Origin of the sequence: Rothia aerolata, from assembly GCF_014635585.1 — a bacterium.
Classification (GTDB): Bacteria; Actinomycetota; Actinomycetes; order Actinomycetales; family Micrococcaceae; genus Rothia; species Rothia aerolata.
Genome location: NZ_BMDC01000001.1, coordinates 985021 through 997148 on the forward strand (window position 1 = coordinate 985021; position 12128 = coordinate 997148).

Genomic DNA, 12128 nt, shown 5'->3' on the forward strand with positions numbered 1-12128 from the left:
TTACAGCACCTCCGGAGCGAGAGAGATAATCTTCATGAACTTCTTATCGCGAAGTTCGCGACCTACGGGTCCGAAGATACGGGTGCCGCGGGGGTCACCATCGGTGTTCTTGATGATGACTGCTGAGTTCTCATCGAACTTGATGTAGGAACCGTCGGGGCGACGGGTTTCCTTCTTGGTGCGAACGATGACTGCCTTGACGACGTCACCCTTCTTTACGGTACCGCCGGGAATTGCATCCTTGACGGTTGCGACAATGATGTCGCCAATGCCTGCGTAACGACGCTTGGATCCACCGAGAACACGGATGGTCAGGATTTCCTTCGCACCGGTGTTGTCAGCGACCTTGAGTCGTGACTCCTGCTGAATCATATTTCTCCTGTCGTCTCGCCGGTTCCGACTGCACGGTATCTTGTGAGCCAGCCTTGCGGAACATTTTTACGGGATGTTGGTAAGAAGAGACCCTCTTACCGCAGATAACCATGCCAGGAACATTTGAACCCGCTGAGCAGCGGGTATCACCCGCGGTGCGGACATTATGCTTTGGCACGAAAATCTGAATTACATGCGGCCGTGACGCCACACAGAGTCAAAATTCTACCAGGTTTTCGCCTAGCAATAAAGAATGACCAGAGTCAATTCTGGCCGATATTCCGCGAAATTGCAGTAGTTTATGAGGGAAAGCACAGGGCCTCCCCTAACTTTCGTTAGGAGAGGCCCCTTATCTTCGCTCTTGGTCAGAGTCTCAGAAAGACTTACTTAGCCTTCTCGAGAATCTCGACAACGCGCCAGCGCTTGGAAGCAGACAGCGGACGAGTCTCTGCCAGCAACACGAAGTCGCCAACACCAGCGGTGTTCTGCTCATCGTGTGCCTTGAGCTTTGCGCTACGGCGCATAACCTTACCGTACAGTGCGTGCTTAACGCGCTCCTCGATTTCAACGACTACGGTCTTGTCCATCTTGTCGGAGACAACGTAGCCGCGACGAGTCTTGCGGTAGCCGCGCTCTTCAGTCTTTACTTCGCTCACTTGGTTTCACCTTCGGTTGAGGGACGAATACCGAGTTCACGCTCGCGCAGCACGGTGTAAATACGTGCAATATCGCGCTTTACGGAACGAATACGTCCGGGATTTTCAAGCTGACCGGTGGCTGCCTGGAAACGGAGGTTGAACAGTTCCTCCTTCGACTTACGCAGCTCTTCTGCCAGAGCCTCATCGTTCAGCTCAACGAGCTTGTCGATGCTCAGATCCTTTGATCCAACTGCCATTTCGCTTACTCACCACCTTCGCGACGCACTACGCGTGCCTTCATCGGGAGCTTGTGGATTGCCAGGCGCATAGCCTCGCGAGCCACTTCTTCGGATACACCGGAGAGTTCAAACATGACTCGACCGGGCTTGACGTTAGCAACCCACCATTCGGGTGAACCCTTACCGGAACCCATACGGGTTTCAGCAGGCTTCTTGGTCAAGGGACGGTCGGGGAAGATGTTAATCCACACCTTACCGCCGCGCTTGATGTGACGGGTCATTGCAATACGTGCAGCTTCAATCTGGCGGTTGGTGACGTATGCAGGAGTCAGTGCCTGAATACCCCACTCACCGAATGCCACGGTGTTGCCACCCTTGGCGTAGCCGGTGCGCTTGGGATGGTGCTGCTTGCGGTACTTTACTCGACGGGGAATAAGCATTTATGCCTCACCGTTTTCTGTAGTCTTGGCTTCAGTGTTTGCTGAAGCGTTGTCGTTACGGCGTTCGCGACGGGGACCACGGTTGCCACGACGACGATCGCCGTCACGGCCACGACGGTTACCTGAGGTAGCCTGCTGTGCAGCAAGTTCCTTATCGGTCAAGTCGCCCTTGTAGATCCAAACCTTCACACCAATACGGCCGTAGGTGGTCTTTGCTTCGAAGAAACCGTAATCGATGTTCGCACGCAGGGTGTGCAGGGGCACACGACCTTCGCGGTAGAACTCTGAACGGGACATTTCAGCGCCACCCAGGCGGCCGGAGCACTGGATACGAATACCCTTAGCGCCTGCACGCTGTGCGGACTGGATTGCCTTCTTCATAGCGCGGCGGAATGCAACACGGGATGCCAACTGCTCGGCAATACCCTGTGCAACCAGCTGAGCGGAGAGATCGGGCTGAGCAACCTCGAGGATGTTCAGCTGAATCTGCTTGCCGGTCAGCTTCTCCAGCTCACCGCGAATGCGGTCAGCTTCTGCGCCGCGGCGACCGATGACGATACCGGGGCGTGCGGTGTGGATGTCCACACGTACACGGTCACGGGTACGCTCGATCTCTACCTTAGCGATACCTGCGCGCTCCATACCCTCTGAGAGGAGCTCGCGAATCTTGACGTCTTCGCGAACGAAGTCAGCGTAGCGCTCGCCTTCCTTGTTGGAATCTGCGAACCACTTGGAGACGTGTCCGGTAGTGATGCCAAGTCGGAAACCGTTGGGGTTAATTTTCTGACCCATTTATCGGCCCTCCTCCTTCTCCGGGGTAGCGACTACCACAGTGATGTGGCTGGTGCGCTTGTTGATGCGGTATGCGCGACCCTGTGCACGAGGCTGAAAACGCTTCATGGTGGGGCCTTCATCCACATATGCTTCGCTGATGAAAAGCTCTTCTTCCTTGAAGGAAACACCCTCGGTGTTTGCCTTCTGGCGAGCGTTTGCAACAGCCGATGCAACAATCTTGAATACCGGTTCTGAAGCGCCCTGAGGAGCGAACTTCAGAATCGCCAGAGCCTCTTCCGCCTGCTTACCACGGATCAGGTTGACGACGCGGCGTGCCTTCATAGGCGTTACGCGTACATAGCGCGCTGATGCCTTAGCTTCCATTGCCTAACTTTCTTTCGTCTTGTGCCGAAAGGTTAAACGTTGCTTAATATCGGTAACCCGATATTAGCGACGCTTACCCTTACGGTCGTCCTTCACGTGGCCACGGAAAGTGCGGGTCGGTGCAAACTCGCCGAGCTTGTGGCCGACCATCGACTCAGTGATGAACACGGGTACGTGCTTGCGTCCGTCGTGCACTGCGATGGTGTGTCCGAGCATGTCGGGGATAATCATCGAGCGGCGGGACCAAGTCTTGATTACGTTCTTGGTGCCCTTCTCGTTCTGAGCTGCAACCTTCAGGAAAAGGTGCTGATCAACGAAAGGGCCCTTCTTCAAACTACGAGGCATGTTTCAGGCTCCTTAGCGCTTCTTGCCAGTACGACGGCGACGAACAATGAGCTTGTCGCTTTCCTTGTTGGGGCGACGGGTACGACCCTCGGGCTTACCGTTGGGGTTAACCGGGTGGCGACCACCGGAGGTCTTACCTTCACCACCACCGTGGGGGTGATCAACGGGGTTCATGACGACACCGCGAACGGTCGGGCGGATGCCCTTCCAGCGGTTGCGACCAGCCTTACCCCAGTTGATGTTGGACTGCTCTGCGTTGCCAACGGAACCGACGGTTGCGCGGCAACGAACGTCAACGTTGCGGATTTCGCCGGAGGGCAGACGCAGCTGAGCGTACTTGCCTTCCTTAGCAACGAGCTGGATGGAAGCGCCTGCGGAGCGACCCATCTTAGCGCCGCCGCCGGGGCGAAGCTCTACAGCGTGAATCACGGTACCAACAGGGATGTTACGCAGGGGCAGGTTGTTGCCGGGCTTGATATCCGCGGAAGGACCTGACTCGACGATGTCGCCCTGGTTCAGCTTGTTGGGAGCGATGATGTAACGCTTGGTGCCATCAACATAGTGCAGCAGTGCAATACGAGCGGTACGGTTGGGATCGTACTCGATGTGTGCAACGCGTGCGTTGACGCCGTCCTTGTCGTGACGACGGAAGTCGATCAGACGGTACTGGCGCTTGTGGCCACCACCCTTGTGACGAGTGGTGATGCGGCCGGTGTTGTTACGGCCACCGGTCTTGTGCAGCGGACGAAGCAGGGACTTCTCCGGGGTTGAACGAGTGACTTCGGTGAAGTCGGAAACGCTCGAACCGCGGCGACCCGGGGTCGTCGGCTTGTGTTTACGAATACCCATTTAGTATTTCTTTCCTTCGCTAAAGTGGTCTCCGGCTGCTTATGCTGCCGGACCGCCGAAGAGGTCGATGGTGCCTTCTTTGAGGGTCACAATCGCGCGCTTGGTGTTCTTACGAGCACCCCAACCGAAGCGGGTGCGCTTGCGCTTGCCCACGCGGTTTGCGGTGTTGACGGAAGCAACCTTGACATCGAAAATGCTTTCGATAGCCTGCTTGATTTCCAGCTTGTTGGAGCGGGGGTCAACGATGAAGGTGTACTTACCCTCGTCGAGCTGACCGTAGCTCTTTTCCGACACGACGGGAGCGATAATCACGTCGCGGGGATCCTTGTTGATAGAGACGCTCATTACTTAGCGGCCTCCTTCTTAGCCTTAGAAGCAACTGCGACGAATACGTCGTATGCATCCTTGGTGAAAACAACGTCATCGGAAACCAGAACATCGTAGGTGTTCAGCTGATCTGCGTAGATAACGTGGGTGTTTACCAGGTTGCGTGCTGACAGTGCAACAACGTCTTCCTTGCGATCGATAACAATCAGAACGTTCTTGCGGTCGGTCAGCGAAGCAAGTGATGCCTTTACTGCCTTGGTGGAAGGCTTGGTGCCCTCAACCAGGTTCTCTACAACGTGAACGCGACCGTTACGGGCGCGGTCAGAGAGAGCGCCGCGCAGTGCAGCTGCAATCATCTTCTTGGGGGTACGCTGAGCGTAGTTACGCGGGGTCGGGCCGTGGACGACGCCACCACCGGTCATGTGGGGGGCGCGGATGGAGCCCTGACGTGCGCGGCCGGTGCCCTTCTGCTTGAAAGGCTTACGACCTGCGCCGGAAACTTCGCCGCGGTTCTTGGTCTTGTGGGTACCCTGGCGTGCTGCAGCGAGCTGAGCTACAACGACCTGGTGCAGCAGAGGCACGGATGCCTGTGCATCGAACAGGTCAGCAGGCAGGTCTACCTTGACAGTCTTGACAGCCATTGTGATTAGGCTCCCTTCACAGCGGTGCGAACCAGAACAACGCCGCCCTTAGAACCGGGGATTGCACCCTTGATCAGAAGAACGTTGTTTTCGGTATCTACACCCTGGATAGTCAGGTTCAAAGTGGTGTGACGAGCTGCGCCCATACGGCCAGCCATACGCATACCCTTGAACACACGTGCGGGGTAGGATGCGCCACCGATGGAACCGGGCTTACGGTGGTTCTTGTGCTGACCGTGTGATGCGCCAACACCTGCGAAGCCGTGACGCTTCATTACACCTGCGAAGCCCTTACCCTTGGTCTTACCAACTACGTCGACCTTCTGGCCTTCTTCGAAGAGCTCTACGCTCAGTTCCTGACCGAGGGAGTACTCTGCAGCATCAGAAGTGCGAATTTCGACGAGGTGACGGCGGGGGGTTACACCAGCCTTCTCGAAGTGACCAGCCAGGGGCTTGGTTACCTTACGAGCTTCAATGGAACCGAAACCGATCTGGATAGCTTCGTAGCCATCGGTTTCATTGTTGCGCAGCTGGGTGACGACGTTTGAATCAGCCTTGACAACGGTAACGGGCACAAACTTGCCGTTCTCGTCCCAGATCTGAGTCATGCCGAGCTTGGTGCCCAGCAGGCCCTTCACCTGGCGCTCATTTTTGTTAGTCATTTAGATGCGATCCTCTACAGCTTGATTTCGATGTTCACGTCTGCCGGAAGGTCAAGACGCATGAGGGCATCAACAGCCTTAGGGGTCGGATCAACGACGTCGATCAGACGCTTGTGCGTACGCATTTCGAAATGCTCGCGGCTGTCCTTGTCCTTGTGAGGCGAACGGATAACACAGTAAACGTTCTTTTCGGTGGGCAGCGGCACCGGGCCAACTACCGTCGCGCCTGCACGCGTAACTGTCTCAACGATTTTCCGAGCTGAAGAATCAATGACCTCGTGGTCGTATGACTTCAGACGGATGCGGATTTTCTGTCCCGCCATCTGTCGGACTCTCTTTCTTGTCTACTTCCCTGTAACGGGGCTTTTGCCCCCTTTGTGTGGCGCTTAAGGTAAAGTTTTCGCACTGTGTGGTGCTACTGCTTTCGCGCCGCCTGTAACGAGCTGAATCCGGATTTTTCCGGGTTCCTCAACCCGCCCAAGCACCGACCCCCGAACTCGGGCGTGTCGCGCTTAATAAGCGCAATTATCCCTTGATCTGTCGGAACCGGGTCATATTTGGGTTTCTGTCTGCTTGATCAACCGGGTGTTGAAGCCGGGAATTTGGAGACAAAAACGCTTGAACAACGTGTTCTATTCTTACAGACGCCTTACCTGCACGCAACCTTTATTTTCTCAAAGTGCCTGGTTTCACAGGTTGAGTCCTCATTGAGGTATTTTTTGCTTCTCGATGGGCTAGATTTGAGAGGTAAAGATCAGCTTTTATGGTTCCCCTAAAAATTTATTGTGAGAGTATTTCGAGGATGAGTATTCCCAGCCCCAATAACGCTGTTAAAACTCCGAAAGCGCCCACACGCAAAAGGTCATTTGAGAATTTTGCTCTCAATGTTCTTCTCTATGTCGGTGCCCTGCTCCTGGTAGGTGCAGCCGCTCTACTGGTGGCAACTGCTTCTTCGCCTGTTCTCAGTTTGGCTGCTTTGCTCTTGGGAACCATCCTTTTTTATGCTTCGGGTATTTCCACCTACCTGTGGGTTCCGAAGCTTAGGCTCGCTTCGTACTCGTTTACCGCAACGGGTATTGCGCTGATTCCTCTCACCGGCTTAGCCGTCTACCGGATGGTCTACCACGACGGCCCGGTGATCTGGTTAATGACCTCGCTGGTAGGAACCGGTGCGATATTGTTGGGGACGGCGCTCATGCGGGTACGCGCGATGGCCTACCTCGTAATCACGTTTTTGGTTTCTGATACGCTCTCTGCCACCAAAGTACTTAATTTACCCCTGATCTGGTATTTCATTGCGCTCTTGGCGCTGGCTACTGTGCTGGGACTGTTTTTGAGGGCTTTCCCCCGCTATCTTCCTACTCCCATCACACGGGGCTTTCTCGATGCCTCTCGGATTTTTGTACCGGTAACCTCCATCGCCGCGCTGACCTTGAACGCCCGCTTTGAGCTCTGGGAGCTGGCAGTTATTTTTGCCCTTGCCAGCATCTATAGCTGTGTCTTTTTGCGCAAACCGGTTGATCTCTGGATCTACCTGCAGTTTAGGCTGTACCCGCTCTTAGCCGTTTCTTTTGCTGCCCTGTATGTATTTGAAACCTCTAGGTACGAGCACCTTTCCTTCGTGGTCTTTGATGCGATTGCTGTGGTTCTGGCCCTCTCTGCCCTTGCCATTCTCTTTTTCAAGCTGTCGATTGAACCCATCAGTTATCTTCAAGACACCGGGGTGACACTGGCAGGATCTCTGGTCGCTACCTGCTGCGGAATTTTTGGGCATCTATTCTTCCTGGGCAGGTACGCAACACCTGAGACTTCTGCCCGGGGCAGTTTCTCCTACTTCTGGGCACTGCCTAAAAACGGGGAGGGCTTACTGTTACCTGCCTGGATTATTCCTGTGGTGCTCATCCTTGTTTTGGCCTGTGTAGCCGGTAAGCTACCTTTCAAGACGGCCCTCATACTGATTTCTACAGCAACTGTGCTCACCGGCCTACCGCTTCTCTACGCAGGTCTACCGTTTGTTCTCCTCAGCGCAGCTCTGGCCTTTTGGGTGCTCTCTCAGAAGAGCGCTGCCCTCCGCGCAGTCCTCCGAGTTCTTTCAATTTCTCTGGCCGTTCTAGCCTGCTTAATAGCGGTGTGGTTGAGTGTTCCAGCTCTAGACAGTGGCTACATAGCCCTTATCTTCGCCATCTGCGTTTCTGCCCTCGGCCTGTGGCAAGCTGTGGTTCTTTCGCGGGTACACTCTGTCGGCAATACCCTATTTCCCCAGACGCTAGTCTGGATCCTTGTCACGGTGACCGGTTTTTCCACCATGCTGATCGCCTCTCGGCGGGAAAATATGGTGGGTGCTCTTGAGACCTTCGAATTCACGCTAATCTCCGCTGCGCTGACACTGGCCGTTGCCATTTACCTGTCGCTGACCATGATTGCGGTCTTTCTTCTTGCCCAGGCACTCGTGCAAACAGAGGTGAGCGAGCACCCTCAAAAGCCTTTTGCTCAGACCCCGGCAGAACGACTGAGCAATATCTTTGTCGCCCACGGTAGCTGGCTAGTGGCGGTGGTGCTGAGTTTTGTCTTTGGCTTTAACCTCCTACTCAGCCTGGTTATTATCGGTCTTTTGGCAGTCCTTCATGTGGTTCTCCCCCGCCTCATCCCCGATATTCCGCTGATTTTCTGCAGCGTCTGTGCCCGGGTACTGTTTGTTATTGCAGCCCTTGACATTCTGGTTCAGCAGGATTTTTCAGAAGAAGTACTCATCGATGCTTTGCTCACTATCGGTATTGTGCTCTCGCTCGCTTCTTGGTTCATGTATGATCGGGGCTCTGCCTCATCACGGTTCCCCCTCATCGAAACTATTCTCGGTCTGGTTTTCCTCGGTTCCTCATTATTAATCTCGATTGGATCCTTTACCGTTGAAGCTGACCTTTCGGTGGTTTCCACCCTCTACATTGCAGTCACTCCCCTGCTACCTGCACTCCTCTGGTGGAAACGTAAAAAAGGGGCCTGTGATGCGTTTCTGGGCCTTGCATTAGCAAATGCCTTTATGCTGGGGGTGCCCTATCTTCTACGAGCAGCAGAGGCAGAACCCACCTTCCTGTTTAATTTCGAGATGGGGCTCATAGCTTTTGTGCTAGCCAAACTTCTTGCAGCCGGGTTTCCGCATTTTTATACGAAACCTCAGAATTCTAGGCAGCAGGCCTCGCTCTGGGGCAGGTTCAATACTCCGGGCATGATTCTTGCTCTGCTCCTCAGCTTGCTGATAGCCCTTCTTATCACCAACGCGTTTATCAATGACTGGTGGGCCGCCACCCAAATCATTATTCTCACCGCACTCTGGTGTATTCAGGTGCCAGCTTCCTTCAGAGCTCCCCTCGCTGTTATCGGAACTTTCCTCGCCATTATTCGGGTTATGGTGGCCGTCAGTGATTTCCCAGCGGGATTAGTGCTCTCCGAATTTACTGTGCTGGTTCTGATTATCTCGGCTCTGGTTCCCCGTTCGTCCAAGCCCCGGGGGCGGAAACAGGCGGTTCCTTACCTCTGGTGGGCTTTCGCGGTACAGGCGCTGACTACCCTCTGGTTTGTACCGGCAAGCTACATCTATAGCTGGGTTTCCATTGCTTTCTTCATTACCGTCTCGGTTGTACTCGTTGCTTCCAGTAGCTACGCCCTCAACAAAACGCTGATTATTTCCAGCGCCGTTCTCATCACGGTCCAGGTGCTCTGGTTACTCGGCAGCCTGAACGCAATTACTCTCTTTATTTTGGGTGCAATTCTTATTGGCCTGGTAATTTGGCGACTGCTCTCAAGATCAGATGATGAGCCAGCAAATTCAGCAGTTTTTGCCCGGCCCTCAACTGACGCTTCACCGGTTATTCCCTGGGCTAAAACGTCTTCTGAACAGGTAAAACAACAAGCCGCCACTACCGAATACGGCTACTACCCCAGCCAGCACAAACAGGGTAGGGGTAGCAGCCGTCCGACTGAATAAATACTAGTTTTTACCAGTAGTAGGCAAATCCTTTGACAGTACCCAGCCGACTAGCGGCGTCGTCCTGACCGTCTACACTAGCGGTCAGCAACACCTCATAATCGACGTTAGCGAAGGGGTAGTTCACGTAGTACTTGAGCGGAAGCTCAACCCTCTCCCCCGGCTGCACGGTACCCGCGTATCTCCAGGTGAATACTCCACCGCCGTTTGAATTTTTGCTGTGGGTATCAACCACGGTGAAACCTTCACGACCGTTAGAGGTCGCCCTCGTAGCATCGGTTCCAGCCGAAGATTTTGCGTCGGTTCCTAGATCCCTCATCTGCAGGGAGAAGGTGCCGCTGATTCCCGAAACGGGGGAAGTTCCCTTATTGGTCAGCACAAGATTCTGAGGAAGGCAGCCGTAGCCCAGCTCCTTGTCGCCCACCTGGTCTCCGTTCTGACCGTTGTAAATGGCCAGGGTGTAGTTCGGCTCATAAGAGTCCCAATTAATGGGTGGGTCCGCCACCTCGATGGAGATTCCGCCGGCCTCCCCAGCAAAGACCACATCAGCAAATGCCGGGGTTATTGCTGGGAGCAAAGCCGCGGGCAGCGCACAAGCGGAGGCCAGCAAAGCCTGACGTCGTGTTACCTGAACTTTCTTCATGTCGTGAATCATCAGCTTTCCCCTTACCCAAACTTTCTAGCGCTAATGAGCTTATCGATATTGCGCTCAGCAAGCGCAGTAATGGTCACAAACGGGTTCACACCGATTCGACCAGGAATAAGCGAACCATCCATCACAAAGAGATTCGGCACGCCCTTTACCTCACCGTTGAGATCGGTAGCTTCACCAATAATCATTCCGCCCAGTGGGTGGTAGCTGAAGTAGTCCGAGAATGCCTTGTTGTCTTCGAAGAGATCCGAACGGTTGCTGGTTCCCCTATTAGCAGCGTTCATTTTCTCCATAAAAGCCTTAGCCGCTGCCACCGAGGGAGCCGACATTTGCTGGGTCCAGTTCAGTCCCACCGACTGGTCTGCCCCGTTCCAGGTAAATTCACCCAGGGTCGGGTTCTCTGTAATCGCCAGGTAGAGGCCGGTTTTTAGCTCTATACCGGCGGGGAAAGGAGCGATCTCAGCAAAGACCGAATTGGGCGAATCATCCCAGTTTGTCACGCCCATAGCAGGTATTCCTGCCTGGTAAACGCCGGTAGCAGTGCCCATATTGCGGGCCACCATCACGTTTCCGTTCGGGCCCCAGCGTTTACCGGTTTCATTGGGAAGATTTTTGATAGTGCCGGTATTCTTCGCTCGAACCAGCAGTTTGCTCGTGCCGATACTACCCGCCGCCATAATCAGGCGGTCGTAGGTAAGCTCTTCATTTTTCAAGACCCTACCATCGAAGTCGATAGTTTTGGTTTTGAGGGTAAAGGTATTATCTGGGTTCTGGGTGATGCTCAGAACTTCGGTCAGCGGTTTAAGATGCACCTTTCCGGTGGCTTTAGCCTTTGCCCAGTAGGTCTTGGGAAGGGTTTTCTTACCGTGGTCATTGCCAAAGATCACCTGACCATTCAGGGCTGAGCGCTCAACGTTATTGAAGCTCTCTTGGCGCATGTAGTCCCAGTCGTAGACATTCGGTACAAAGGCAGTCTGAAAGCCTGCCTTAACGGCCTGGTTAGCTGCCACTCGAGCGAAGTTGTAGTATTTAGAGGCGCCGATTATGTCTCTCGGTGGTTCAGCGACGCCCAAGGTGTCATTTGCCCGGGGAAAATACTTGGCGAACATTTCACCGGCGTCAATCTGCGGCAGGATTTTTCTAAAGTAGGACTGCCGGGGAACAACCGCCATGCCTCCGTTCACCAACGAGCCGCCGCCAACGCCGTGCCCCAGGTAAACATTCATAAAGCCGAAGTTTTCCACGTCTAAAACTCCGGCGCCCCAACCGATATTTTTATCAATCAGGGGAATATCGAATAGACGCCCAAACGGCATCTGGGTCTTGGTCTTAAACCACATTGACCGCTCGTTGGGAGCTGTCATCTTGGTAAAGACGAGCCCGTTTTTCTTAGGCATGGTCTCCCAGTCCACACCCATTTCAATGACGTCGACGTCATATCCCTGTTCTGCCAGGCGGAGAGCCGCAACAGCGCCTCCATAGCCTGAGCCTATGATTCCAATATTCATTTTTGTGGTTCCTTTGTGATTCATGCCACCCGAATAAGGTGACACTAACATCATAAATGCTCAGGAGCCGGCTTCTGTGCAAAGAACCGGTAGATAAACGGCCTTTTGTCCAGAATCCGGCTCCTGAGTAGCGGAAACTCTGGGTTATAGGCAGAAAAGTATGTCCCCAACACCCCAAACCCAGCACCTGCGATATGGAGCATTCCTGGATTACCTGCGGAAACAAACTCCCGTACACCTAGATTCCTGTAGATAGACCTAAGGTACAAGCAAAGCCCGGTTGAAAGGCCAAAGGTACACCTGTATTCCCTGGGT

Annotated in this window: 15 protein-coding genes; 1 reads left to right on the top strand and 14 read right to left on the bottom strand. The window is 54.1% G+C overall.

Going from position 1 to position 12128, the window contains the following annotated elements; genetic code table 11:
• From rplN to rpsJ, 12 genes are all read right to left on the bottom strand, one after another.
• On the bottom strand, positions 1 to 372 hold the full coding sequence (gene rplN / locus IEV00_RS04405) for a 50S ribosomal protein L14 (protein ID WP_188359076.1): 372 nt from the start codon (positions 370 to 372) through the stop codon (positions 1 to 3).
• 383 nt (positions 373 to 755) lie between these two features.
• On the bottom strand, positions 756 to 1028 hold the full coding sequence (rpsQ, locus tag IEV00_RS04410; protein ID WP_188359077.1) for a 30S ribosomal protein S17: 273 nt from the start codon (positions 1026 to 1028) through the stop codon (positions 756 to 758).
• Entirely contained in the window at positions 1025 to 1267 is a 243-nt protein-coding gene (gene rpmC, locus IEV00_RS04415; RefSeq protein ID WP_188359078.1) for a 50S ribosomal protein L29, read from the bottom strand. Before rpmC ends, rpsQ begins: the two co-directional genes overlap by 4 nt.
• A gap of 5 nt (positions 1268 to 1272) precedes the next feature.
• Positions 1273 to 1689, bottom strand: a complete 417-nt coding sequence (rplP, locus tag IEV00_RS04420) for a 50S ribosomal protein L16 (RefSeq protein WP_188359079.1) — start codon at positions 1687 to 1689, stop codon at positions 1273 to 1275.
• Positions 1690 to 2481 (bottom strand): 30S ribosomal protein S3, encoded by a 792-nt coding sequence (rpsC, locus tag IEV00_RS04425; RefSeq protein WP_188359080.1) that lies wholly within the window; start codon positions 2479 to 2481, stop codon positions 1690 to 1692.
• Positions 2482 to 2847 (bottom strand): 50S ribosomal protein L22, encoded by a 366-nt coding sequence (gene rplV, locus IEV00_RS04430; protein WP_188359081.1) that lies wholly within the window; start codon positions 2845 to 2847, stop codon positions 2482 to 2484. It abuts the gene before it with no gap.
• Positions 2848 to 2910: 63 nt separating this feature from the next.
• Positions 2911 to 3192 carry a 30S ribosomal protein S19 gene (rpsS, locus tag IEV00_RS04435; RefSeq protein ID WP_168614572.1) on the bottom strand — a complete coding sequence of 94 codons (282 nt, stop codon included), beginning with the start codon at positions 3190 to 3192 and terminating at the stop codon, positions 2911 to 2913.
• Between the two features lie 12 nt (positions 3193 to 3204).
• On the bottom strand, positions 3205 to 4041 hold the full coding sequence (gene rplB, locus IEV00_RS04440; RefSeq protein ID WP_188359082.1) for a 50S ribosomal protein L2: 837 nt from the start codon (positions 4039 to 4041) through the stop codon (positions 3205 to 3207).
• Positions 4042 to 4080: 39 nt separating this feature from the next.
• The gene (gene rplW, locus IEV00_RS04445; protein WP_188359083.1) at positions 4081 to 4386 is read right to left on the bottom strand and encodes a 50S ribosomal protein L23; all 306 of its coding nucleotides are present in this window, start codon (positions 4384 to 4386) and stop codon (positions 4081 to 4083) included.
• Positions 4386 to 5009 (bottom strand): 50S ribosomal protein L4, encoded by a 624-nt coding sequence (gene rplD / locus IEV00_RS04450; protein WP_188359084.1) that lies wholly within the window; start codon positions 5007 to 5009, stop codon positions 4386 to 4388. Before rplD ends, rplW begins: the two co-directional genes overlap by 1 nt.
• Before the next feature lie 5 nt (positions 5010 to 5014).
• Positions 5015 to 5671, bottom strand: coding sequence for a 50S ribosomal protein L3 (rplC, locus tag IEV00_RS04455; protein WP_188359085.1), 657 nt, complete (start codon positions 5669 to 5671; stop codon positions 5015 to 5017).
• A gap of 14 nt (positions 5672 to 5685) precedes the next feature.
• A complete protein-coding gene (gene rpsJ, locus IEV00_RS04460; RefSeq protein ID WP_188359086.1) occupies positions 5686 to 5994 on the bottom strand; it encodes a 30S ribosomal protein S10 in 309 nt (102 codons plus the stop codon).
• 479 nt (positions 5995 to 6473) lie between these two features.
• Here rpsJ and IEV00_RS04465 point away from each other — a divergent pair, with 479 nt between their 5' ends.
• Positions 6474 to 9653: a hypothetical protein gene (locus IEV00_RS04465; RefSeq protein ID WP_188359087.1), complete on the top strand. Its 3180-nt coding sequence runs from the start codon at positions 6474 to 6476 to the stop codon at positions 9651 to 9653.
• Positions 9654 to 9663: 10 nt separating this feature from the next.
• Here the strand turns inward: IEV00_RS04465 and IEV00_RS04470 are convergent, their stop codons facing one another.
• Together IEV00_RS04470 and IEV00_RS04475 are read right to left on the bottom strand one after the other, a co-directional pair.
• Complete coding sequence (locus tag IEV00_RS04470; RefSeq protein ID WP_188359088.1) at positions 9664 to 10308, bottom strand: hypothetical protein; 645 nt, start codon at positions 10306 to 10308, stop codon at positions 9664 to 9666.
• 11 nt (positions 10309 to 10319) lie between these two features.
• Positions 10320 to 11813, bottom strand: coding sequence for a GMC oxidoreductase (locus IEV00_RS04475; RefSeq protein WP_188359089.1), 1494 nt, complete (start codon positions 11811 to 11813; stop codon positions 10320 to 10322).
• Between the last annotated feature and the right edge of the window lie 315 nt (positions 11814 to 12128).

Coding starts and splice junctions, on each gene's coding strand:
- rplN (WP_188359076.1), bottom strand. CDS start 372: ATGATTCAGCAGGAGTCACGACTCAAGGTCGCTGACAACACCGGTGCG.
- rpmC (WP_188359078.1), bottom strand. CDS start 1,267: ATGGCAGTTGGATCAAAGGATCTGAGCATCGACAAGCTCGTTGAGCTG.
- rplP (WP_188359079.1), bottom strand. CDS start 1,689: ATGCTTATTCCCCGTCGAGTAAAGTACCGCAAGCAGCACCATCCCAAG.
- rpsC (WP_188359080.1), bottom strand. CDS start 2,481: ATGGGTCAGAAAATTAACCCCAACGGTTTCCGACTTGGCATCACTACC.
- rplV (WP_188359081.1), bottom strand. CDS start 2,847: ATGGAAGCTAAGGCATCAGCGCGCTATGTACGCGTAACGCCTATGAAG.
- rpsS (WP_168614572.1), bottom strand. CDS start 3,192: ATGCCTCGTAGTTTGAAGAAGGGCCCTTTCGTTGATCAGCACCTTTTC.
- rplB (WP_188359082.1), bottom strand. CDS start 4,041: ATGGGTATTCGTAAACACAAGCCGACGACCCCGGGTCGCCGCGGTTCG.
- rplW (WP_188359083.1), bottom strand. CDS start 4,386: ATGAGCGTCTCTATCAACAAGGATCCCCGCGACGTGATTATCGCTCCC.
- rplD (WP_188359084.1), bottom strand. CDS start 5,009: ATGGCTGTCAAGACTGTCAAGGTAGACCTGCCTGCTGACCTGTTCGAT.
- rplC (WP_188359085.1), bottom strand. CDS start 5,671: ATGACTAACAAAAATGAGCGCCAGGTGAAGGGCCTGCTGGGCACCAAG.
- rpsJ (WP_188359086.1), bottom strand. CDS start 5,994: ATGGCGGGACAGAAAATCCGCATCCGTCTGAAGTCATACGACCACGAG.
- IEV00_RS04465 (WP_188359087.1), top strand. CDS start 6,474: ATGAGTATTCCCAGCCCCAATAACGCTGTTAAAACTCCGAAAGCGCCC.
- IEV00_RS04470 (WP_188359088.1), bottom strand. CDS start 10,308: ATGATTCACGACATGAAGAAAGTTCAGGTAACACGACGTCAGGCTTTG.
- IEV00_RS04475 (WP_188359089.1), bottom strand. CDS start 11,813: ATGAATATTGGAATCATAGGCTCAGGCTATGGAGGCGCTGTTGCGGCT.